Annotated in this window: 14 protein-coding genes and 1 pseudogene; 3 read left to right on the plus strand and 12 right to left on the minus strand. The window is 66.2% G+C overall.

The annotated features are described in order from the left end of the window. Nucleotides 1-12: 12 nt before the first annotated feature. From AB2N08_RS02935 to AB2N08_RS02945, 3 genes are read right to left on the minus strand one after another with little or no spacing between them, the layout of a single operon-like run. Entirely contained in the window at nt 13-1,848 is a 1,836-nt protein-coding gene (locus AB2N08_RS02935) for a glycoside hydrolase family 2 protein (RefSeq protein WP_367609111.1), read from the minus strand. A gap of 37 nt (nt 1,849-1,885) precedes the next feature. Then, nucleotides 1,886-4,180 carry a TonB-dependent receptor gene (locus tag AB2N08_RS02940; protein ID WP_367609112.1) on the minus strand — a complete coding sequence of 765 codons (2,295 nt, stop codon included), beginning with the start codon at nt 4,178-4,180 and terminating at the stop codon, nt 1,886-1,888. Nucleotides 4,181-4,222: 42 nt separating this feature from the next. After that, complete coding sequence (locus AB2N08_RS02945; RefSeq protein WP_367609113.1) at nt 4,223-7,867, minus strand: TonB-dependent receptor; 3,645 nt, start codon at nt 7,865-7,867, stop codon at nt 4,223-4,225. A 403-nt stretch (nt 7,868-8,270) separates the two neighbouring features. On the opposite strand from AB2N08_RS02945, the gene AB2N08_RS02950 reads away from it, so the two are divergent. Beyond that, nucleotides 8,271-11,015 (plus strand): exo-rhamnogalacturonan lyase family protein, encoded by a 2,745-nt coding sequence (locus AB2N08_RS02950; RefSeq protein WP_367609114.1) that lies wholly within the window; start codon nt 8,271-8,273, stop codon nt 11,013-11,015. 12 nt (nt 11,016-11,027) lie between these two features. Here the strand turns inward: AB2N08_RS02950 and AB2N08_RS02955 are convergent, their stop codons facing one another. Both AB2N08_RS02955 and AB2N08_RS02960 read right to left on the minus strand, forming a co-directional pair. Next, complete coding sequence (locus AB2N08_RS02955) at nt 11,028-11,744, minus strand: GntR family transcriptional regulator (protein ID WP_367609115.1); 717 nt, start codon at nt 11,742-11,744, stop codon at nt 11,028-11,030. Between the two features lie 82 nt (nt 11,745-11,826). Next, on the minus strand, nt 11,827-13,224 hold the full coding sequence (locus AB2N08_RS02960) for a TonB C-terminal domain-containing protein (RefSeq protein ID WP_367609116.1): 1,398 nt from the start codon (nt 13,222-13,224) through the stop codon (nt 11,827-11,829). 133 nt (nt 13,225-13,357) lie between these two features. On the opposite strand from AB2N08_RS02960, the gene AB2N08_RS02965 reads away from it, so the two are divergent. After that, entirely contained in the window at nt 13,358-14,749 is a 1,392-nt protein-coding gene (locus AB2N08_RS02965; protein WP_367609117.1) for an ethanolamine ammonia-lyase subunit EutB, read from the plus strand. Between the two features lie 10 nt (nt 14,750-14,759). Beyond that, the gene (gene eutC / locus AB2N08_RS02970) at nt 14,760-15,575 is read left to right on the plus strand and encodes an ethanolamine ammonia-lyase subunit EutC (RefSeq protein WP_367609118.1); all 816 of its coding nucleotides are present in this window, start codon (nt 14,760-14,762) and stop codon (nt 15,573-15,575) included. Here the strand turns inward: eutC and AB2N08_RS02975 are convergent. The 7 genes and pseudogenes from AB2N08_RS02975 to AB2N08_RS03005 form a co-directional block, all read right to left on the minus strand. Beyond that, on the minus strand, nt 15,572-17,776 hold the full coding sequence (locus AB2N08_RS02975) for an OsmC domain/YcaO domain-containing protein (protein ID WP_367609119.1): 2,205 nt from the start codon (nt 17,774-17,776) through the stop codon (nt 15,572-15,574). The genes eutC and AB2N08_RS02975 overlap by 4 nt on opposite strands. Nucleotides 17,777-18,116: 340 nt before the next feature. After that, nucleotides 18,117-20,321: an aldehyde oxidoreductase molybdenum-binding subunit PaoC gene (paoC, locus tag AB2N08_RS02980; RefSeq protein ID WP_367609120.1), complete on the minus strand. Its 2,205-nt coding sequence runs from the start codon at nt 20,319-20,321 to the stop codon at nt 18,117-18,119. Further along, nucleotides 20,318-21,289 carry an FAD binding domain-containing protein gene (locus tag AB2N08_RS02985; RefSeq protein ID WP_367609121.1) on the minus strand — a complete coding sequence of 324 codons (972 nt, stop codon included), beginning with the start codon at nt 21,287-21,289 and terminating at the stop codon, nt 20,318-20,320. Before AB2N08_RS02985 ends, paoC begins: the two co-directional genes overlap by 4 nt. Further along, nucleotides 21,286-21,921, minus strand: coding sequence for an aldehyde dehydrogenase iron-sulfur subunit PaoA (gene paoA / locus AB2N08_RS02990; protein WP_367609122.1), 636 nt, complete (start codon nt 21,919-21,921; stop codon nt 21,286-21,288). The genes AB2N08_RS02985 and paoA overlap by 4 nt, the downstream gene beginning before the upstream one ends. 14 nt (nt 21,922-21,935) lie before the next feature. Then, nucleotides 21,936-23,072: an aldo/keto reductase gene (locus AB2N08_RS02995; protein ID WP_367609123.1), complete on the minus strand. Its 1,137-nt coding sequence runs from the start codon at nt 23,070-23,072 to the stop codon at nt 21,936-21,938. Nucleotides 23,073-23,138: 66 nt separating this feature from the next. Further along, entirely contained in the window at nt 23,139-23,573 is a 435-nt protein-coding gene (locus AB2N08_RS03000; protein WP_367609435.1) for a (R)-mandelonitrile lyase, read from the minus strand. Nucleotides 23,574-23,668: 95 nt separating this feature from the next. After that, nucleotides 23,669-23,944: pseudogene (locus AB2N08_RS03005) on the minus strand (aldo/keto reductase); the annotation flags it as partial. Between the last annotated feature and the right edge of the window lie 44 nt (nt 23,945-23,988).

Raw genomic sequence — 23,988 nt, forward strand, 5'->3', positions numbered from 1 at the left:
TGGTCGCATCGGTTATTGTTTGCTGCGGTAGTAATCGGCCAGCACGCCGAAGGCCTGCTTGCGCACGCCGGTTTCGGACACGATGCCCTTGCGGTTCCAGCCATCCTGGAACACCGGGTGTTCACGGCGCGGCGAACGGAAATCCTTCAGGATCCACGGCGACAGGCCGCGCAGCGTCGGGATGCGGCCGGCCATCGCCAGCGTCTTGCGGTAGTACTCGGCCTGGTACTCCTCGGTGAACTTCTTGAGGCCCTGGTTGCGGTGGCCCGCCAGCGCGTCGGCGCCGAACTCGGACAGGATGAGCGGCCGGTCGGCCGGCACGTTCCAGGTGAGGTTGGCGATCGCATCGAGCGTATCGGCGCCGTACCAGCCGGCGTAGATGTTCACGGCCAGCACATCGAGCTTGTCGACCAGCGGATCCTGGATCTCGAGCACGTCGCCCTTGCGCTCGACCAGCAGCGCGGCGCTGATCAGGCGCGTCGGGTCGAGCTGGCGCACGTTGTCGGCCATCGCTGCATGAAAGCGCGTGCGCGCCGGCGCCACCGGCGTCTCGTTCCCCACGCTCCACAGGATCACCGCGGCGCGGTTGCGGTCGCGGTAGACCGTCTCGGCCTGCATCACCAGCGCTTTGTTGAGCACCGCCGGGTTTTCCCAGTCCACCGTCCAGTACACGGGAATCTCGCTCCACACCAAAAGACCCATTTCATCGGCCAGGCGCACCGTGGTCTCGGAATGCGGGTAGTGCGACAGGCGCACGTAGTTCCCGTTCAGGCCATGCTTGATCTCATGCAGCAGCGCGCGCGCGTTCTGCTCGGTCATGTGCCGCGCCGGGTTGGGGCCGAACTCTTCTTCGTGCAGCGAGATGCCACGCAGGTAGAGCGGTTTGCCGTTCAACAGGATCTGGTTGCCCTTCACGGCGATCGTCCTGAATCCGATGCGGTCCTGCAGCGCGTCGCCGGCGCTGGTGAAGCGCACGTCGTACAGCGTCGGCTGCTCGGGACTCCAGCGCTGCAATCCTTTCGGCGCTGGCAGGTCGAGCGCCGCGCGGCCATTCGCATCGGTGACCACGCGCACCGTGGCGAGCGTGCCGATGGCGACGTTCACCGGCTGGTTCGCGGCCTGCGGGCCCTGCAGCCGCACCTCGCCGGCAATGCGCCCGTCGGACCGCAGCGCCAGCGTCGCGTCGTCGATGAAGGTCGCCGGCGTCGTGATCAGGGAAACCTTGCGCGTGATGCCGCCGTACAGGTCCCAGTCGGTGATGGTGGTGGGGATCGACTGCGCGTCGTGGCTCGAATCGACGCCCACGACCAGCCGGTTCTCGCCGGCGCGCAGCGCCTCGGTCACTTCGAGCACGAACGGCGTGAAGCCGCCTTCATGGCGCCCGACCTCCTTGCCATTGACATAGACGTAAGCCCGGTAGTTGACTGCCTCAAAGCGCAAGAAGGCGCGCTTGCCGGCCTGCGGGGTGGCCGTGAATTTGCGTCCGAACCAGATCAGGCCATCGTAGTAGCGCAGCTCGGGCGTGGCCGCATTCCAGGCGCCGGGCACCGCGATGGCAGGCCCGCGATCGAGGTCGAATTCATAGAAATCCGCCCCGCCCTTCGCTTCGACCGCAGCGATGTCGACGTCACGAAAACGCTGCATGCGCGACTTCGCCACCCAGCCGTTGATATCGTTCAGCCCCGTGCGGTACAGGTCCTTCGAGTAGGTCCACCGGCCCGAGAGGTCCTGGCTGTCGCGCGCGGCCGCGCCGGTGAGCAGGAAGGCTGGGCGCAGATCCTGCGCGAAGGCAGCCGCGCAGGCGAGCATGCCCAGGCACAGGTAGAGTGCAGTAATGAGGTGTCTCATGAGTGTCAACAGTAAGGTGGCGACTGGCGCGCGGGGATCAGAAATCATACTTCACGCGCACGCCAAGGTAGCGGTCCGCATTGCGCGACAGGGTCTGGGTCAGCACGTGGACATTGCCATACACGCTGTAATGGTCGCCGATGAAGCTGGCGTAGCTCTTGTCGAACAGGTTGTTGACATAGAACGTCACCTTCAGGTTTTGCGCCGGGTTGGACAACGCCACGCTGCCGTTGACAATGCCGTAGCCCTTCTGCACGGTCAGCGGGTTGGACAGGTCGAAGTTGACCGCAGACTGGTACTGGCCATTGAGATTGGCGATGCCGCTGTAGCCGGTCTCGCCCACCATGAAATTCCAGGTGGCGCCCAGATTGAGCTTGGTGCGCGGCGCATTCGACAGCCGGGCGCCCGACAAGTCCTGGACCGCCACGCCGCCGGTCGTGATGCAGCCCTGGGCCGCGCTCTGGCCCGGGTAGCAATTTGTGTTCGGATACGATTTGATCATGGCGTCGACCCATGCCAGCGAAGCTTCCAACATCAACGTGTTGATCGGCTTGCCCTGCACCTCGAACTCGACGCCGCGGGTGCGCAGTTCGCCCACGTTGTTGACCACGTTCTCGTACACATTCGTGACCGGATCGAGGCGGCGCGACTGGGCCTGGAAATCGGTGTAGTCGGTATGGAAGGCAGTGGCATTGACCTGCAACCGGTTGGCCAGGAACCGGCTCTTCATGCCCAGTTCCCATGCCCGGGACGTTTCGGGCGCCACCGGTTGGCGCACGCGGCCGGCATTGAACCCGGTGGAGATATCGTAGCCGGCGCCCTTGTAGCCGGTCGCGAACGAACCGTACACCATGACGCCCGGGCGCAGGTCATGCTGCAGCGCGACCTTGCCGGTGGCCGCATCGTCGCGGCTGCGGCCATCGAACACCAGCGGCACGGCCGGCACGCGGTTGGCGAAATCGACCTCGATCGTTTCGCGGTTCAGGCGCGCGCCCAGGCTCACGCGCGTGCCGGGGGCAAGGCGGTACTCGGTCTGCGCGAACGCCGCCGCGGTCCGGTTGCCCGAACGGGCCGCCCAGTTGGCCACCGACTGCACGGGACCGCGAACGAAGGTGCGTTCGGTACGCGAATCGGCGTAGTACAAGCCGCCAAGGTAGGTCAGGCGACCATCGCCGTTTGACGTCAGGCGCAGCTCCTGGGTCGACATGCGCGAGCGGTATGGGCCGCCCGCCGTCACGCCGCCCCGCTGGCTGCCATTGGTGAGCGCCCCCAGCAGGTCGAGGTTCGTGATGTCGAAGTCGGCCAGGACGTCGAATTGCCAGTCTTGCCAGGTCGTGACCGACGTGAGGGTGTGGCCTGGCAGCTTCCAGTTCAGCGCGGCGCTCAGGCTCAGGTTTTTGTGATCGGCGAAGCCGGGGTCGTCGATCAGTACGCTGCGGTTGTCCGGCCCTGGCGTGATCCCCGCCAGGGCCGGGCCGACCGGGACCCGGTTCTGGTAGCGCGCATCAGGCGGCGCCACGCGGAACGTGGTGACAGGACCCTCGATGCGCCGCTCGCCGTAGTCGGCGATCACCTTGCCATCGAACGTGGACGATGGCTTGAAGTCCAGCCGCACGCGCGCCCCTTTGCTGCGTTCGCCATTGAGGTCCGCGCCGTCCAGCAGGTTGTCGATGTCGCCCTTGCGGTTGCCGCTATACGCATTGAAGCGGTAACCCACCGTTTCGCTGAGCGGCCCGGACAATCCTGCTTCCACGCGCCGCTCGCCATCGCCCGTCCAGGTCACTTGCGCGTGGCCTTCGCGTTCTTCGCTCGATTCCTTCGTGACGATATTGATCACGCCGGCCGACGCATTCTTGCCGAACAGCGTGCCCTGCGGGCCGCGCAGCACTTCCACCCGCGCGATGTCGGACAGATTGGAGAACGCCTGCAGCTGCTGGATGACCGGCACGTCGTCGACGATCACCGAGACAGCCGATTCGATGCCGATACTGTAGGCAAAGGTGCCGATGCCGCGCAGCGACAAATTGCTGTTGTTCGGGTTTTCGTTGATCGTCAGCGCGGGCGCGACGCGCGTCAGGTCGCTGAACCCCACGATCTGCTGGTTCTCGATCGCGCGGGCGTCCACCGTGCTGACGGCAACCGGCACGTTCTGCATCGATTCCGGCCGCTTTTGCGCGGTGACGGTCACGGTTTGCAGGCCTTCGGCCGGCTCGGCGGCGCGCTCCTGGGCGAATGCGCCCGACGCGCAGGCGCCGGCGCACACGATCGCTACGGCCCGGGCGATGTTGATGCGGGCCGCCGCCGTCTTGCGTTGTGATGATGAACAGTGCATTGGGTCTCCTGGTGTTTTTATGGTGGTGCTGCTGTCGTGCGGTTACTTACGGATGATCATTCCGACCATGTAGCGCGCGCCGCCGAAGATGTAGTCGTTGATCGACGGGACGCCATCGGAAAACGGTGCAAACGCGCCCTGCGAGTTGGTGACGGTCGACTTGCCCAGGTTGCGCGCCTCGGCGAACAGTTCGACCCCATTGGCGAAGCGGTAGGCGATCTTGGCGTCGATGAAGCGGCGGCCATCGCGAAACACGGGCGAACCCGGGTTGTACGGCAGCGCGCCGACGGTGGTGACGCCGGTGGCCGGGAAGTTCGAGAACGAATCGTCGTCGGCGATGCGCGAAAAGGTGCTCGTGACGACCTGCAGCGCCACGCGCATCTGCAGCGCGCCGTCGTCGTACCAGAGCGACGTGTTCCACGAATAGCGCTCCTGGCCAACCGGATCGAGCGGCGCGCCGGTGAGCAGGTCGCGGATCTGCCCTTCCAGGCTGGTGGTGCGAAGGCGCGTGTAATTGGCGCTCACGCCGGTATTCGCCAAGAAGGATGGCAGGAACGTGAAGGCGGTCTTGCCCGACATCTCGATGCCTTTTTTCAGCAGCGCCGGGCCGTTTTCCCAGGTGGAGTATGAGAACGCGACATCCTCGAGCGAGCGGCCCAGCGGGTCGGTCTCGCCAGTTCCCGCGAATGGCCGGCTCACCACGCCCACGCGCTGCGCGGCGCCGATAATGCCTTTCGAGCGAAACGCGGTCAGTCCCAGCACCGTGTCGCGGTTGGGGTACCACTCGAGCGAGCCGTTCTGGTTCAGGTTCGTCTGCGCGCGCAGGCTCGGGTTGCCCATCACGCCGGAACACGACATGGTGCTGTCATCGTCTTCGCCGCCGCCTTCGAGCGCCGTGTAGTCATTGGTGCAGACCACGGACGATCCGGTCAGGCGGCTGGCGGGCGGGCGCGCGATCTGCTTGGCGCGGTTATAGCGCAGCACCAGTTCGTCCTTGATCGGCCACAGCGCCAGGTTCAGGATCGGCATGATGTCGGTGGTGTCGCGCGCGAGCGTGCTGTTGCGGCGAAACGCACTGGTGACTTCCCCGCCCGCCGGATTGGGCGTGACCGCCTGGAACGTGGTCGAGCTGGTGCCGCTGACTTTGGTCTTGACGTAGCGGTAGCCGAAGTTGCCTTCCAGTTCCCAGCCGAACGGCAAGGCGCGTTCGGTGAACGGGATGCGGTCGAACGCGAAGTCGGTCGACAGGTAGCCGGCCATGACTTTCTCGGCCACTTGCGTGACCGGTTGCGCATAGCGCTTGCCGTCGTTGGCCTCGCACTCTTTCAGGCAGTCGAGCGGATTCATGTTCGGCACACCGGTCAGCGCCCACAGCTTTCTCAAGTCGAGCTCGGTCCAGCCATTGACCAGCGTATCCGGACGGTCCTTGGCGCCGGCAAAGAAGGGATTGGTCTGGCGCGTGAGCACCTGGCCGATCACGCTGTTGTACTCGGCCGGTGTCATCACGATGCTGACGTCGCGGATGTCGCGCGGGTTGGCCAGCGCGGTTGCGGCCGGGTTGGTGCCGTAGCGGCAAGCATTGGCGGTGCCTGCCGATGCGCTCGTGTCCTGGCAGCCGTAGAAAAAGCTGCGCACGGCGAGATCGGGCACGACCACCAGCGGATCGCTGCTGACGTTGTAGCCACCGGTACCCCAGCTCGACGAGCCCATCTTGCGGCCGTTCAGGCCGGCCTTGATATTCTGCAGGAACGACACATGGCGGCCGACCGCATAACGGGCGTCGAGCTTGAGCACGTCCTCGGTCATCTCGTTCAGGCGTGGGTTGTCGAGCGTGAGCTGGGTGCCGTTCACGCCTGCCGTGCGCAGCGGCATGCCGGGTGCGCTTGATGCAAGCGCGCTGTAGCCGGCCGGGTCGCCCTGGTCGAAGCCCGCGTTCTGCGGCGTGTGCGTCCACAGTCCGTTCGGACTGACGGCCACGTCGACGGGACCATAATTGGTGCTGATGCTCGAGCGCCAGCCGTAGCGGTAAAAGTCCGATTTGGTGCGCCCGCCCAGGAATTCGACATTCAGGCCGCCCGACTTCCAGCTGCCGCCAAGCACACCCGTCTGCGTCTTGTTTTCCATTTCGCTCGTGATCTGGTCGGTGGTGGCGACGCCGTTGGCCAGCGTGAAGCCGGTCAGGTGGTGATTGGCATCGACCCTGACCGACGAGGGAATCACGTTGGCGACCTGGCCGTTGGTGATGCCGCGGTAGGTGGATGAACTGCCGGCATTGGTCGGCGTATTGTAGAAGTACACGTTGCTGCCCGCGACTGGCGTGCGGGTGGCGACGCCGCCCACCTGGGCTGCGTCGGCAAAGGTGCCGACGCCGTTTAAGGCGATGTTCCCCAGGCTCAGGTTGAGGATGTCTTCATCGAGCGTACGGTCGCTCCGGTTGTACTTGGCGTACACCGTCAGGTCCCGGTTGACCTTGAAGTCGGCGCGCAGGTCGGCGTTGGTGCGCTGGTCGCGGTTGCGACGGATCGTGTTGCGCAGCAGGTCGGGAGAATAATCGTTCCATTGGCCCAGGCATGTGCGCAGCTCGTTGATGCGCTGGTTGCGGGCGCGGCTGGCGTCGGCGCTCGACAGGCCGGCCACGTCGCCGTTTTGCAGCATCGGGAACGACGTCTCGCAGGCAGCCTTGCTTTGCGCCGCCGCCGAGCGGTTCAGAATTTCTTGCGGCGACAGCGCGTTGACGCGCCCGCCCCCGGCCGCCGCACTTCTGGCCCAGCTGGCCAGCGGACTGGTTGACGCCGGGTCGTCGGCCGTCAGCACGTCCGGCCTGAACGAAAATGTCTTCTCCGGCGCGTTGTCGAAGTCGAGCACGCGCAGGTAGCCGCCACGGGCGCCGCTATTTTGCGAGACAGAGTGCGCTTCGTTGCGCGAGTCGGTTTTGGTGACGTTGGCCACGATGCCGAAACGGCCATCGAGGTAATTGTCGGCGAAGATCAGGTTCAGGCTCGGCGTCCATTTGCGCGCCAGCGTGTTCTGCTCGGCCGCGGCGCGCGCCACGATCGTCTGCTTCTTGAAGTCCAGACCGGTGCGGGTCTTGATGATGATGCTGCCGCCGAGCGAGCCTTCGGTCATGTCGGCGGTGGCGCCCTTGACCACGTCGACGCTCGAGATCAATTCCGCCGGCATGTCCTGCAGGCTCACACCCCGGCCTTCGCCGCCGCCGTTCAGATCGGTGCCGCCGCCCGAGACGACGCCGATGCCGTCGATCTCGACCCGGTTCAGATCCGGCGTGTTGCCGCGCACGCTGACAGTGCTGCCCTCGCCGAAGTCGTCACGCACCAGCGACACGCCGGCGATGCGCGAGATCGCTTCAGCGACGTTGCGGTCGGGGAAAGAGCCGACATCGTCGGCGACGATCGAATCCTGTGCGGTCGCCGCATTTTTCTTGCGGGCGTTCGAGCTGCGTTCGGATTCGCGGGTGCCACGAACCAGCACTGTGCTGGCGGCCGGGCTGGTAGATGCGTCGGCTGCGGGACTGGCGTTAGTGGCGTTGTCAGACTGTGCGGCCGGCGGGGGCGCCGTCTGCGTCTGCGCCTGGGCCAGGACAGCCTCGGGCGTCATGACGAGCAGTGCGGCAGAGACGGCGCAACTGCAGACCGAACGGCGCATGGGCGGTGCTGAGAACTGCAACATAGATTGTCTCCATCTCATTATTGTTCGTGGCCCGCCTGTCGCCTGGTGTCCAGGTCGCGACGGTGCGACGTGTCATGCGACTTTGGTGTCGCTTGGTGCCCGCTCCCGGTCAAGAAAAGCTGACTCGCAACCGGCGAGTCAGCAAACGACAACAGGAAACAGCAGTGATATATTAGGATTTTGATGTGTTCGGTACAACTGCAGGAACCGTTCAGTCATCAAGTTGAGCGAAGCGGGCGGCCTGCTGCGCACTGGTCAACTGCATGATCGATTGGCGCCGTACTGTCGACTGACGCGCTGCAGTGAACTAGCATGCGTGGGCACGACCGGCCTGATATATCAGTGACCCATCACCATCCTGGAGAGACCGTCGTGGCCACGCAGTCACGACGGCACACGAGACATGACTGACACCCCCGCGCGCCGGACGTTCCTGCGCACCGCCACGGCCACGTCCTTGCTGGCCGCCTATCCGATCACCTCGCACGCCGTGACCGCCAACACCCGGAGCAAACCGGCGCCGGTGCGGCACACCGCACTGGGCTGGCTCGACGGCAAGGCGCCCGCCCGCTTCGAAGGCGCCACGTTTGGCGTACCCTGGCCGCGCGGAACTGTGCGCCTGCCTGCCGACAAGCGATTGCATTTCACGCTTGGCGCCGGCGCACCGGCGATGCAATCCTGGCCTCTTGCCTATTGGCCGGACGGCTCGCTCAAGTGGACCGCGCATGCGATCGCCGGCGGCGCGCCGGCCGAGGGCTGGGAGCTGCGCCCAGGCGCACCGGTTGCCCAGGCTGGGGGCACGGTCAAGGTGCGTCAAGCGGCGGGCGGCGCCGTCGTCAGCGCGGGAGAGCTGACCTGGACCGTGCCGGGTACTGGCGAACATCTGGTGCGCAGCGCCACCCGGTCAGGCCGCGTGACCATGCAGAACCTGAAACTGGTCGCCCTGCGCCAGGACGGTGCGCAGCTCGAGGCGGCAGGCACGGTCTCGCGCCAGCCATTCACGAGCCGGATCACGGCGATGACTGTGGAGCAGTCCGGCCCGGTGCGCGCGGTCATCAAGCTCGATGGGGTGCACACGGGGGCCGGGCGCGACTGGCTGCCGTTTTCCGTGCGCCTGTACTTCTACAGCGGCTCGGACAGCGTGCGCATCGTGCATACCTTCATCTATGACGGCAATCCGGAGCAGGACTTCATCGCCGGCCTGGGCGTGACGGCCCAGGTGCCGATGACGGATGCGAGCCACGACCGGCACGTGCGCTTTGCCGGCGAAGGCGCTGGCGTCTGGGGCGAGGCGGTGCGGCCCGTCACCGGTCTGCGGCGCGATCCCGGCCAGGCCTATCGCGACGCCCAGATCGCTGGCCAGGCGCTGCCGCCGCTGGCCGGCATGGCAAAAACGGTCCAGGATGGGCTGCGCTGGATCCCCGAATGGGGCGACTTCTCGCTGGCGCAGCTCACGCCCGATGGCTTCGTGCTGCAAAAGCGCCTGCGCTCAGGGCGCGCGTGGATCGACATCAATGCCGGCACGCGCACCAACGGCCTGCTCTATGCCGGCGGGGCGGCCGGCGGTGTGGCGCTGGGCCTGAAGGATTTCTGGCAGCGCGCCCCGGTCCAGCTCGATGTGCGCCACGCCGCCACCGACATGGCGGACGTGACGGCCTGGCTGTGGTCGCCGAAAGCGCCGGCGATGGACATGCGTTCGTACCGCGGCGAAGACGGCATGGACACGCACGCCAGGCAGATCGCGGGCCTGAACATCACCTACGAAGATTACGAAGCCGGCTGGGATGCGGCCACCGGCGTGGCGCGCACGTCCGAGCTGCAGCTGTGGGTATTGGGCACGACGCCGTCGCATGCAAGATTGTCGGAGATGGCCGAAGGGGTAGCGCACCCGCCCCGCCCCGTGATCAGCGCAGAGCGCATCCATGCCTGCGGCGTGTTCGGTGACTGGGATCCGGTCGATGCCGGCACGCCGGCGCGCAAGCTGATCGAAGAGCGCTTGACCCTGCAGCTGGACCAGTATCTGCGCGAGACCGAGCAGCACCGCTGGTACGGCTTCTGGTCGTTTGGCGACGTGATGCACTCGTATGACGGCGACCGCCACATGTGGCGCTATGATATCGGGGGCTATGCCTGGGACAATTCGGAGCTGTCGACCGACCTGTGGCTGTGGTACAGCTACCTGCGCAGCGGTCGGGCCGACCTGTTCCGCTACGCCGAGGCGATGACGCGCCATACCGGCGAAGTCGACGTCTACCACCTCGGGCGCTTCAAGGGGTTTGGCACGCGCCACGGCGTGCAGCACTGGTCCGATTCGTCGAAGCAGCCGCGCGTATCGAATGCCGCCTATCGCCGCATTTATTATTTTCTCACCGCCGACGAGCGCGTGGGCGACCTGATGCGCGAGCTGCTCGATTCGGACCGGGATCTGCACCAGGTCGACATCTCGCGCAAGCTGGCCAAGGCGCCCGATGCGCAGCCGAGTACCTACGTCGGCGCCTCGTTCGGCACAGTATGGGGTTCGCTGATTGCGGCCTGGCTCGCGGAATGGGAGCGCACGGGGGACACCCGCTGGCGCGACAAGATCGTGGCGGGCATGGACAGCATCGCGGGCCTGAAACGCCAGTGGTTCGCCGGCGGTGCGCCGTACGACCATCGCACGGGGCGCTTCCAGGGGCCAGGCGAGCGCGCCCAGTTCTCGAACCTGAACGGCGTGTTCGGCGTGGTCGAAATGAATTCGGAGCTGCTGACGCTGGTGGACGTACCTGCCTACCGCAGCGCCTGGCTGCAATACTGCCGCACCTACAACGCGCCCAAAGCCGAGATCGTGGCGCTGTTGGGCAGCGATCCGGGCGGGCGCGGCATGGGCGACACCAACTCGCGCATGACGGCCTACGCGGCCTACCAGGCACGCGACCGGGCGCTGTCGCTGCGGGCCTGGCGCGAATTTTTCGCTTCCGACTGGATCCGGCAAGATCCGCGCACGGCCCTGCGCCGCATCGACGGTGCGGCCGTATTGCGACCGCTGGACGAGCTGGCCAATATCAGCACCAACGGTTCGGCGCAATGGGGACTGGCGGCAATCCAGCACATGGCGCTGGGCGCCGACACGCTCGACGAAGCGGCGCGCGAGGCGGGCCTGGTGAAGTAAGCACGGTCGCGCTCAGCGTGGCGCGTCCGCCCCCGGCGTCCAGTAATCCGGAAACTGCTCGCGCAGCGCATTGAGCTGCGACAGCGTGCCTGACAGGTGGCGGCGCACGGCCGCGTCGGCGCCGGCCGCATCCCGGCGATCGATCGCATCGGCGATGTCGACGTGGTCCTTCAGCACCGATTCGGCCTTGTTGTTCAGCGGCAGATGCAGGCGCCGCAGGCGGTCCATATTGCCGCTGCGGCTGCGCATCAGGCGCCACAGATCCTCGACCCGGGCCGCGCCGTAGAGCTGGTGGTGAAACGCCTGGTCGGCGCGGCTGAATGCTTTGAAATCGCGCTGCTCGAGGGCGCTCTTCTGCTGCTGCACCAGCGCGTACAGCGCCGGCACCAGGGAGGCGTCGTGCTGTTCGGCCAGCGTGCGTACGGCCTCGACCTCGAGGGCCAGACGCAGGAAATGGGCCTGGCGCGCCGAATCGATGCTGATACCCCGCACGCGCGTGGCGTGCTGCGGGTAGATATCGACCAGGTCATCTTCTTCGAGACGCGTGAGCGCATCCCGGATCGGCGTGACCGACAGGTCGAAGTGGGCAGAGAGCTCGTTGCGCGATAGCACCGTGCCCGGCGTGAGCGTGAGACTGACGATTTCTTCCCGCAGGTATTCGTACACCTGGACGGCGGCGTGCCGGGTCCGGTCGAGGATGAACGGCCCGCTGAAAGCGATGGTTTGCATGAAGAGCAGCCTTGAACTGGCAGTAGTAGCTTGTCAGGATGCTAGCACATGGTGCGCCGGGCCCGCGGTAACGCTGATATGCTCACTCCAGGCGCACGGCCACGTCGAAGATCCAGGTACGCCGAATTTCCACCACGTCGTACTGGCGCGCCAGCGCCGGCGGGAACGGCCCGTACGGCGCGTGACTGGCAATGATCTGGCGGATCGCATCGTCGACCGCGGGCACGCCGCTCGAGTTCACGAACGTCACCCGCTCCACCGAACCGTCGCTGCGCACGGCCACCGTCACCAGCGGTTGCCTGTGCGGCTGCCTGACGACATCGCGCACGCTGTTCAGGCTCATGTTGAGCTCGATCTTGCGGCCCATGGCTTCCGCGTAGGCCACGAGATCGGCGTTGGCGTCGGCGCGGCCCAGGAGCCAGCCACGGCGCTGCCCGCCCGATGCGTCGCGCTGCGCGGCTTCCTGCTTCATTTGCCGGCCAATCGCACGCAGGCGCTCTTCGCGCTGGGCTTCTTGCGCGGATTGCATGGGCGCGGCTGGCGCCTGGGGCAGCTGCAGCTGTGCCTGGCGGGCTGCTTCCTGGCTGATCGAAGCCTGGCGTGCAGCCTCTTGCTGCGCCAGCTTCGCTTGTTCCAGGCGAGTGGCTTCGGCGCGTGCGGCGTCGAGCTTCGCTTGCTCTTGCCGGGCCTCTTCTGCACGTGCTGCGTCGAGCTTCGCTTGCTCTTGCCGTGCCTCCTCGGCACGCGCGGCGTCGAGCTTCGCTTGCTCTTGCCGCGCCGCCTCGGCACGCGCGGCGTCGAGCTTCGCTTGCTCTTGCCGTGCCTCCTCGGCACGCGCGGCGTCGCGCCTTGCCTGTTCCTGCCGGGCCGCATCCAGACGGGCCGCCTCGCGTTGCGCCGCTTCCGCGCTGGCCAGCGCTTCGCGGGCGGCCTGGTCACGGGCCTGTGCCTGCGCCTTCAGTTCGCTGAGCCGCTGCTGCCCGGCCGCCGCGGCAGCCTCGCGCTGCACGACCTGCTGGCGCACGCGTTCATCCTCGATTGCCTTTTCACGTTGCTCTTGCTCCAGCGCGATGATGCGCGCACTGGCCGCGTCGTCGGTCTGCGGCGCTGGGGTCGTGTCTCGCCTGACGATGGACGCGGCCGCCACGGCGGGCGCGGGCGGGCTCGAGACCGGCTCTGCAGGCGGACGCGGCTGGCGCACGGCGACTGGCGCCTCGGGTATCGCGATCGGCGTGGGCGACGGCGCCGCCGGTGGGGCGGCAGGGGCTGGCGTTGGCATTGGTATTGGCATTGGCGCCAGCCTGACGTTCAAATCACGCGCCGCCAGGCGCCGCTCTTCCCACGGCATGCGCAAGCCGGGAAGTCCGAACACGTCGCCCTCGACTGGAATGCTCAGCAGCAGAGCATGCATTGCCAGCGATAGCAGCAGGCCAAGGCGCATCCGCCAGGAGAAGGTGTGCGTGTCGGAAGCAGTTCTCACATTGTCGGATCGGTCGGGGTCTTCATCATGGGGGCAAGTTGCCAATGGTGCAATAGCAGCGGCGATGCTATCACACGCGCCCGGTCGTCGCCACGCTGCCTATCCGCCGCCGACCTGTGGCACTATCGCTGACATGAGCCAGATTACCCACCTTGTCGGCACCACGACCTACGTCTTTGCGGACTTGCGCGACCTGCTGGCCAAGGCCACGCCGGCGCGTTCGGGCGACCATCTTGCCGGCGTCGCCGCCGGCAGCGCCGAAGAACGCGTCGCCGCGCAGATGGCGCTGGCCGACCTGCCGCTGACCACGTTCCTGAACGAGGCCGTCGTACCGTATGAACTGGATGAAGTCACGCGCCTGATCATCGACAGCCACGATGCCGCCGCGTTCGCGCCGATCAGCCACTTGACCGTGGGCAGCCTGCGCGAGTGGCTCTTGAGCGATGCCGTCGACGGCGCCGTGCTGGCGCGCGCCGCGCGTGGCATCACGCCCGAGATGGCGGCGGCGGTCTCGAAGATCATGCGTATCCAGGACCTGGTGCTGGTGGCGCGCAAGTGCCGGGTCGTCACGCGCTTTCGCAACACGATCGGCCTGGCCGGCACGCTGTCGACCCGCCTGCAGCCGAACCACCCGAAGGACGACCTCTCCGGCATCGCGGCCAGCCTGTTCGATGGCCTGATGTACGGCAGCGGGGACGCCGTCATCGGCATCAATCCGGCCACCGACAATGTCGGGCAAGTGATCAAGCTCGTCACGATGCTCGACGATATCATCAGCCGCTATGGCATGCCGACCCAATCCTGCGTGCTGACACACGTGACCAACACCATCGCGGCGATCGAGCGCGGCGCGCCGGTCGACCTGGTATTCCAGTCGATCGCCGGCACGCAGGCGGCCAACGCCAGTTTCGGCATCGACCTGGCCTTGCTGGCCGAGGCGCGCGCGGCCGCGCTGTCGCTGGGCCGCGGCACGCTGGGCAACAACGTCATGTACTTCGAAACCGGCCAGGGCAGCGCGCTGTCGGCCAATGCCAACCATGGGCTCGACCAGCAAACCTGCGAAGCCCGTGCCTACGCCGTGGCGCGCGCGTTCGAACCGCTGCTGGTGAACACGGTGGTGGGTTTCATGGGGCCGGAATACCTGTACGACGGCAAGCAGATCATCCGCGCCGGCCTCGAAGACCACTTCTGCGCCAAGCTGCTCGGCCTGCCGATGGGCTGCGACGTCTGCTACACCAACCACGCCGAAGCCGACCAGGACGACATGGATGTGCTGCTGACGATGCTCGGCGCCGCCGGCTGCACGTTCGTGATGGGTATTCCCGGCGGCGACGACATCATGCTCAACTACCAGACAACGTCGTTCCACGACGCGCTGTATGCGCGCCGCGCGCTCGGCCTGCGCCCGGCGCCGGAATTCGAGGCGTGGCTGCGCGAGCTGGGCATTTTCAAGGGCGCAGACGCGTTCGAACTCGGACAGTCGGTACCCCCGGCCTTCCAGCGCGCGCTGCTGCAGACATCCTGAGGCTTCCTTCATGTCCGATTCGACCGACACCCCCGCTGCCAACGCTTCTGCCTGGCAGGCCTTGCGCCAGTTCACCGACGCCCGCATCGCGCTGGGCGCCACCGGCATCAGCCAGCCGACGGGCGCGCAGCTCGACTTTCAACTCGCGCACGCGCGGGCGCGCGACGCCGTGCACGTCCCGCTCGACACCGATGCGCTGATGCCGGCGCTGCAGGCGGCCTGGCCGGATGCCGGCCCTGCCCTCCTGCTGCACAGCGCGGCCGAGAACCGAAACGTCTACCTCCAGCGCCCGGATCTGGGGCGGCGGCTCGATGCGCCATCGCGCGCGGCGCTTGCAGGGATGGACGGCGGCAAGCGGCACTGCGATCTCGGCATCGTCGTGGCGGACGGTTTGTCGTCGTCTGCCATCGCGCAGAATGCGGCGCCGTTCCTGGCCACGCTGCGTGCGCGTGTGGCGGAGGAATCGTGGACGCTGGCGCCTTTGGCCATCGTGCAGCAAGGCCGCGTGGCGGTGGGCGACGAAGTCGGCGAGCTGCTGGGGGCGAAGATCGTCGTCGTGCTGGTCGGCGAACGGCCGGGCCTGAGCGCGCCTGACAGCATGGGCATCTACATGACCTGGGCGCCGCGCGTGGGCCTGACGGACGAACGCCGCAACTGCATTTCGAACGTCAGGCCGGCGGGACTGGGCTACGCCGAAGCGGCCGCCAGGCTGCATTATCTGCTCAGACAGGCGCGCGCACGGCAGCTGACCGGGGTCGCGCTGAAGGACGAGACGACGGATGCAGACGTGCTGCCTGGGCCCAGCGCGCGCGTATTCCTGCTCTAGGCAAGCAGTGCCGCTGCCTTCGCTCGCGCCGCATGCAGCTTCTTGTAGCTGTCGATCAGGCGAGCATGGCGCTCGAGCCCTTCGAGCGCCATGCTCGTCGGCGTCAAGCCATAAAAGCGCACGCTGCCATCGACCGAACCAAGCACCGCATCCATCCTGGCGTCGCCATACATGCGGCGGAAATTGACGACGTAATCGTCCAGTTCCAGGTCGTCGTCGAGTTCGACTTCCAGCACCACGTTCATCGCCTGATAGAACAGGCGCCGTTCGACGGTGTTGTCGTTGTACTGCAAGAAGGCGCCCACCAGTTCGTGCGCATCCTCGAGCTGGCCGAGCGCCAGGTGAATCAGCAGCTTGAGTTCGAGCACGGTCAGCTGGCCCCACTCGGTGTTCTCGTCGAATTCGATGCCGATCAGCGTCGCGATGTCCGAGTATTCGTCGAGCTCACTGTTTTCCAGCCGGTCGATCAGCGCCTCGAGGGTGTCGTCGTCCAGGCGATGCAGGTTCAGGACATCGCTGCGAAACAGCAGCGACTTGTTCGTGTTATCCCAGATGAGGTCTTCGACCGGATAGATTTCAGAGTAACCCGGCACCAGGATGCGGCAGGCGGTTGCGCCCAGTTGGTCGTACACCGCGGTGTAGACTTCCTTGCCCATGTCGGCCAGGATCGCCAGCAGCGTCGCGGCTTCTTCGGCATTGGCGTGTTCGCCCTGGCTTGAAAAATCCCATTCCACGAAATCGAAATCGGCCTTGGCGCTGAAGAAACGCCACGACACGATGCCGCTCGAATCGATGAAGTGTTCGACGAAGTTATTCGGCTCGGTCACGGCGTTGCTCGCGAACGTCGGCTGCGGCAGATCGTTCAGGCCTTCGAAGCTGCGGCCCTGCAGCAGCTCGGTCAGGCTGCGCTCGAGCGCCACCTCGAAACTCGGATGCGCGCCGAACGAGGCGAATACGCCGCCCGTTTTGCGGTTCATCAGCGTCACGCACATCACGGGATAGGTGCCGCCCATCGACGCGTCTTTGACCAGCACCGGGAAGCCCTGCTCTTCCAGCGCCGCGATACCGGCCACGATGCCCGGGTATTTCGCCAGCACCTCGGGCGGCACATCCGGCAGCGACAGTTCGCCTTCGAGAATCTCGCGCTTGACGGCGCGCTCGAAAATCTCGGACAGGCATTGCACCTGCGCCTCGGCCAGCGTGTTACCGGCACTCATGCCGTTGCTGACGTACAGGTTTTCAATGAGATTGGTCGGGAAATACACGACCTCGCCGTCCGACTGGCGCAGGTACGGCAGCGCGCAGATGCCGCGCTCGGCGTTGCCCGAGTTGGTGTCGATCAGGTGCGAACCGCGCAGCTCGTCGTCCGGGTTGTAGATGGCCAGGCTGTAGTCGTCGAGAATACCCGATGGAAGCGCGTCGTTCTTGCCAGGCTTGAACCAGCGCTCGTTCGGATAATGGACGAACGGCGCATTGGCGATCTCTTCTCCCCAGAACGAGCCGGCGTAGAAGTGGTTGCAATTGAGGCGCTCGATGTATTCGCCCAGGGCCGAGGCCAGAGCACTTTCTTTCGTCGCGCCCTTGCCATTGGTGAAGCACATCGGCGAATGCGCGTCGCGGATATGCAGCGACCAGACGTTCGGCACAATATTGCGCCACGAAGCAATTTCGATCTTGATGCCCCAGTCGGCCAGCATGCCCGACATATTGGCGATGGTCTGCTCGAGCGGCAGGTCCTTGCCGGTGATGTAGGTCTGCACGTCGGTGGAAGGTGACAGCGTCAGCAGCGCCTGGGCATCGGCATCGAGATTGTCGACTTCTTCGATCACGAACTCGGGGCCGGCCTGCACCACTTTCTTGACGGTGCAACGGTCGATCGAGCGCAGGATGCCCTGGCGGTCCTTGTCCGAAATATCGGCTGGCAGCTCCACCTGGATCTTGAAGATCTGCTGGTAGCGGTTCTCCGGGTCGACGATATTATTCTGCGACAGGCGGATATTCTCGGTCGGGATGTTGCGCGTATCGCAGTACAACTTGACGAAGTACGCCGCGCACAGGGCCGACGAGGCCAGGAAATAGTCGAACGGGCCCGGGGCCGATCCGTCGCCCTTGTAACGGATGGGCTGGTCGGCAATCACCGTGAAGTCGTCGAACTTCGCCTCAAGACGCAGTTTGTCGAGAAAGTTGACTTTGATTTCCATCGCAGATGTCCAGATTCATACTCAAAATGATTTCAAAAACATAAAGCCCTGTCATGACAGGGCTTATGAGGCTACCAGGAGAGAATGGTCAGGAGACCGGTCCTGCACCCGTTGGCCAGTATACTCAGTATGCACGGCGTTGTGGGAAAACCGGCGCGATTGGCGCGATCGGCGAGGCCGACTCGGCTAACTCGACCCACCCAGCCATTTGGCCACCCGCGCCATTCAGGGCCGGCCGAAAGCCGCTGTTGCGCTCGCGTTTGGCCTGGGCGACCGTCGCCAGGTAATCGTCCGGATACGGCGGCGCCGGCTCGATGCAGGTTGGTTCATGTGAGCCTCCTCATGCCACCCTGGGCAGTTGCGCCAACAGCTTGTCGAGCGTGATCGGGTATTCCCGCACGCGGATGCCGGTGGCGTTGTAGACCGCGTTCGCCACGGCCGCCGGTGCGCCGCTGATGCCCAGTTCGCCAACACCCTTGGCCTTCAACGGGCCGACGGTCGGGTCGAGGTCGTCCAGGAAGATCACGTCCTGCTCCGGGATGTCGGCATGCACCGGCACCTCGTAGCCCGCCAGGTCGTGGTTCACGAAAAAGCCGACTTGTTTGTCGACCACCAGGTCTTCCATCAGCGCGGCGCCCACGCCCATGGTCATGCCGCCGATGATCTGGCTGCGCGCAGCCAGCGGGTTGATGATGCGGCCGGCGGCGCACACGGCCAGCATGCGGCGCACGCGGATCTCGCCCGTGCCGGCATGGACGGCGACTTCCACGAAATGCGATGCGAACGTCTGCTGCGCGTAGTGCTTGCCCAGGTCGCCGATCTCCATCACGTCTTCGGCCACCAGGTCGCCGCCAGAGACGGCGTCGAGCAATGGCTTGCTGGCGCCACCGGCGCGCACGCGCCCGCCGACGAATTCGAGATCCGTGCCCACCATCTGCAGGCGACTTGCCACCATCTCGCGCAATTTGACGCAGGCCGCGTACACGCCGGCCGTGGACGAGGCGGCGCCGAACTGGCCGCCCGAGCCAGCGCTCTCGGGATACGCGGAATCGCCCAGCAGCACCGTCACGTTCTCCAGGCGCAGGCCCAGCATCTCGGCCGCCGTCTGCGCCAGGATGGTATAGGTGCCGGTGCCGATGTCGGTCATGTCGGTTTCCACGGTCAGGTAACCCTTGGCGTCGAGCCGCACGCGCGCCGCCGATTTCATCGCGCGGCCGCCGCGGATGCCGGCGGCCATGCCGATGCCGATCAGCCAGTGGCCTTCGCGGCGGGTGGCGGGCTTGCTGCTGCGCTTGTCCCAGCCGAAGCGGGCGGCGCCTGTTTCGAGGCATTGCACCAGTTGCCGGGTCGAGAACGGGCGTTTCGGGTCTTCGGGATCGACCTGCGTGTCGTTCATGATGCGCAACCGCACCGGATCGATCCCCAGCTTTTCGGCCAGTTCGTCCATCGCGACTTCAAGCGCCATCAGGCCCGGCGTCTCGCCCGGCGCGCGCATCGCGTTCCCTTCGGGCAGATCGAGGTGGGCCACGCGCAGCCGCGTCATCCGGTTGGCGCCGGCGTACAGCAGACGCGTCGGAATCGTCGCGCGCTCTGGCAGCGTGCCCAGGTTGCCCGACCAGCTCTCGTGGCCGATGGCGGTGAGCTTGCCGTCTTTGGTCGCGCCCAGGCGCACGCGCTGGATCGTGGCCGGCCGGTGCGAGGTATTGTTGAACATCAGGTGCCGCTGGAGCGCGACCTTGACCGGGCGGCCGATCATGCGCGCCGCCAGGGCCGCCAGCACCGCGTCGGACGCGACCGAGCCCTTGCCGCCGAAGCCGCCGCCGATGTACGGCGCGACGATGCGGATTTTTTCTTGCGGGATGCCCAGCGTGAGCGCCAGGTCGCGCCTGCCCCAGCTAATCAGCTGGATCGCATTCCACAGCGTGAGCTGGTCGCCCTTCCAGGATGCGATGGTGGCATGCGGCTCCATCATCGCGTGCCCATGGTCGGGTGTCGTGTAAGTCTGGTCGAGCTTGACCGGCGCGGCGGCGAACGCGGCGTCGAAGTCGCCCGCGGAGGTGTCCATGCTGGCCCGCTGTGCGGGCGCCGGCACGGGCACATTGTCCTTTCCGTCCTTCAGGCTGAAGCTGCCCTTCGTGCGCACGTACTGCACGCGCACCAGTTGCGCCGCCGCACGCGCCTGCTCGAAGGTCTCGGCCACGACGATCGCCACCGCCTGGTGGTAGTGATCGACGTCGGGGCCGGCCAGCGCGCGCGCGATATAGAATTTGCCGACGCCCAGCTTGCCGGCATTGTCGGCCGTGACGATGCCCAGCACGCCCGGCGCGGCTTTGGCCTGGGCCAGGTCGATCGATTCGATGCGGCCCTTGGCGATGCCGGCGCCGACGATGCAGCCGTACGCCGCATTCGGCGCGGCCGCGTGGTGTTCATAGGTATAGGTGGCGGTGCCGGTGGTCTTGCATGCGCCGTCGATGCGGGCGGTCGGCTTGCCGACCACCTTCAACTGGTCGATCGGGTTGCGGGTTGCAGGGGTGGTGAATTTCATGATGCGCTTGCCTTCGACATGGTGTGTGCATCGATCATCGCGGTGGCAAGCGTGCGCTCGACCAGCGCCAGCTTGAACGCGTTCTGTTCCGTCGTACGCGCGCCTTGCAGCAGGCGCGCGGCCACGGCGGCGGCGCCGTGCGGCATCCCGGCTTCGGCCGCCTCGACCCGCCACGGCATGTGCGCCACGCCGCCCACGGCTACACGGCCCGTGCCGTCGGGCTGGATGATCGTCGCGACCGAGACCAGCGCAAACGCATACGACGCGCGGTCACGCACCTTGTGATACGCGTGCATGCCGCCGACCGGGCGCGGCAGCGTCACCGCCGTGATCAGTTCATCCGGCGCCAGCGTCGTCTCGACCTGCGGCGTGGCGCCCGGCAAGCGATAGAACTGGGCGATCGGGATCGTGCGCGTGGCGCCGCCAGGGCGCACCGTCTCGACCGTTGCATCGAGCACGCGCATGGCCACGGCCATGTCGCTCGGATGCGTCGCGATGCAGGCGTCGCTGGCGCCGATCACTGCGTGGCCCCGATTGAAACCCTGCAGCGCGCCGCAGCCGCTGCCCGGCTGGCGCTTGTTGCATTGCTGCGCCGTGTCATAGAAATACGGGCAGCGCGTGCGCTGCAGCAGGTTGCCGGCGGTAGTCGCCTTGTTGCGCAGCTGGCCCGATGCGCCCGACAATAGCGCGCGCGACAGCACGGCGTAATCGCGGCGTATGCGCGCGTCGCTCGCCAGCGCGGTATTGCGCACCAGCGCACCGATGCGCAGGCCACCGTCGGCGGTGGGCGCGATCTGGTCCAGGCCGATGCCGTTGACATCGATGAGGTGGCCGGGCGTTTCAATTTGCAGCTTCATCAGGTCGAGCAGGTTGGTGCCGCCAGCGATGAAACGTGCGCCGGGCGTCTTTTGCATCGCCTGCGCCGCTTCGGCTGCGGAACGAACCCGCTCATAGGTAAATGTCTTCATGCCTTGCCTCCCGCGACGTCGTTCATGGCATCGATGATGTTGGGGTAGGCGCCGCAACGGCAGAGATTGCCGCTCATTCTTTCGCGCAGCTCGGTTTTCGACAACAGCGGCCGCGCCGTCAGGTCGGCGCTCGCGTGGCTCGGGATGCCGGCCTTGAGTTCGGCCAGCACGCCGACGGCCGAACAGATCTGGCCGGGCGTGCAGTAGCCGCACTGGAAGCCGTCGTGCTTGACGAACGCGGCCTGCATCGGATGGAGCTTGTCCGGCGTGCCGAGGCCTTCGATTGTCGTGATGCGGTCGCCGTCGTGCATCACGGCCAGGCTCAGGCACGAATTGATGCGCTCGCCATTGACCAGCACCGTGCAGGCGCCACACTGGCCCTGGTCGCAGCCTTTCTTGGTGCCGGTCAGGTGCAGGTGTTCGCGCAGCACGTCGAGCAAGGTGGTGCGGGTATCGAGATCGAGCGCATGGCGCTTGCCGTTGACCTCGAACTGTACGTTCGAGGTGGGCACCGCGGCCGGCGCCGCGCCGTTCGCTGCCGAAGCAGTGCCGGGCACGGCCAGCACGGCAGCCGAGCCGGCACTGGTGGCCATGAAAACGCGGCGCGAGATTTTATTGGTGGTGTTATCCATCGATTCTCTCCGGGTTAAGGTTTTACAGGGGCTTCGACGTCCGAGAAGGCCAGCACTGCATCCGGCAGGCGCGCGCCACGAATCTGGATTGCAGCGACGGCGCGGTTCAGCTCGGTCAGCTCGGCGCCCGAGAAGCGCACTGTGGTGGCACCGACGTTCTCGATCATGTGCGCCATTTGCGTCGTGCCGGGGATCGGGACAATCCACGGCTGCTGCGCCATCAGCCAGGCCAGCGAGATCTGGGCCGGTGTCGCGTTCTTGCGCGTGGCCCAGCGCTTGAGCAGTTCGACCAGCGCCAGGTTATGCGCCAGGTTCTCGGGCGCGAAGCGCGATTCGATCTTGCGGATGTCGCCATCGGCAAAGCGCGTGTTGGCGTCGATCGCGCCGGTGAAAAAGCCCACGCCCAGCGGGCTCCATGGCACGAAACCGATGCCCAGCTCGCGGCAGGCCGCGAGCTGGGATTCTTCCGGGCCCCGCCAGAGCATCGAATACTCGCTCTGCACCGCGCTCACCGGCAGCGCGGCATGGGCGCGACGCAGGGTCTTCAAACCCATCTCGCACAAGCCCCAGTGCAGCACCTTCCCTTCCTTCATCAGGTCCTGCACCGCGCCGGCGACGTCCTCGATCGGCACTTGCGGATCGACCCGGTGCTGGTACAGCAAGTCGATGCGGTCGGTGCGCAAGCGTTTCAACATCCCTTCGACGGCCAGCTTGATGTGCGCCGGCCGACTGTTCAGGCCAGGGTTGCGCTTGCCGGTCTCGAGATCGATGTTCCAGCCGAACTTGGAGGCGATGACAACCTGGTTGCGCATCGGCGCAACGCCTTCGCCGAGGATGCGCTCGACCTCATGCGGGCCGTAGGCTTCGGCGGCGTCGTAGAACGTCACGCCGCGCTCGAACGCGGCGCGGATGATGTTGTGCATCTCCGGGCGGCTGGGCACGGTCGTCTGGTAGGTGCGACTCATGTTCTGCACGCCCAGGCCGATGCCGGACACTTCCAGCTTGCCAAGCTTGCGGCGGCCGGCCGCCGGCGCTGCGGCGGTCTGCATTTGTGCGGTGGCCACCAGCGGCGCGGCCGCCAGGGTGCTCGCTGCCAGCAGGAAATTCCTGCGTGTTGCGCCGGAAGTCGGCTCGGTCGTCGATGTCGGCATCTTGATTCCGTTCTGATGTGATGAGAAATGCAAGGAATTGGGTGCACTGGCGAGCAGTGCCGCTTGCTACTGGTATTGCGTGTCGCTGACCTGTTCCATCCAGTCGGTCGTCTTGCCGTCCAGTGACTCGGCGATGGCCACGTGGCGCATGCCGTTGGTTCTGGTGGCGCCATGCCAGTGCTTGACGCCCGCCGCAATCCAGACCACGTCGCCCGGCCGGATCTCTTGCGATGCAGCGTTCCACTGCCCTACCCGGCCGACCCCGGCCGTGACGAGCAGCGTCTGGCCCAGCGGATGAGAATGCCAGGCAGTGCGGGCGCCGGGTTCGAAGGTGACGATACCGCCACCGGCGCGGCCCGGTGCCTGCGCCTTGAAGGCGGTATCGACGCGCACCTGGCCCGTGAAATTCGCGGCCGGCCCCGGCGTGGATGGCTGCGCACCGGCGCGGGTGACCTTGACGACCTCTGCCGCTGGTTCGGCAGCGCTCGTGACGCCGGCCATGACGAGTGCGGCGCAGGTGGCCAGCGCGGCTGTTGTGCGTCGCGTGATCACAGGTCGATCCTCCGTTCGCTCATCGACTTGACGATCGCCGGATCGCGGTGCGCCTCTTGCATGGCGCGCCAGCCGCCGTGCACGTCGCCGAACGGATGGTGGCTCAGGTACAGGTCGAGGTAGTCCAGCCGCAGGCGGTCGAGCGACTTGTCGATGGCGTCCCGCGTTTTTTCGTAACCGGCATCCTGAACCCACAGTTTGCTGGTCACGAACAGCGCGTCGCGTTCGATGCCGCTACGGCGGATGCCGGCGCCCATCTGGAAGACGCCAAAGTGCAGGATCGGCATTTGATGGCCGTTGTTCAATGTTGCGGTTTGCATGGTCGAGTCCTTTCACTGGCAGGCAAGCTGCGCTATCACTTCGA

The organism is Massilia aurea (assembly GCF_040790145.1).
GTDB lineage: Bacteria > Pseudomonadota > Gammaproteobacteria > Burkholderiales > Burkholderiaceae_D > Telluria > Telluria aurea_C.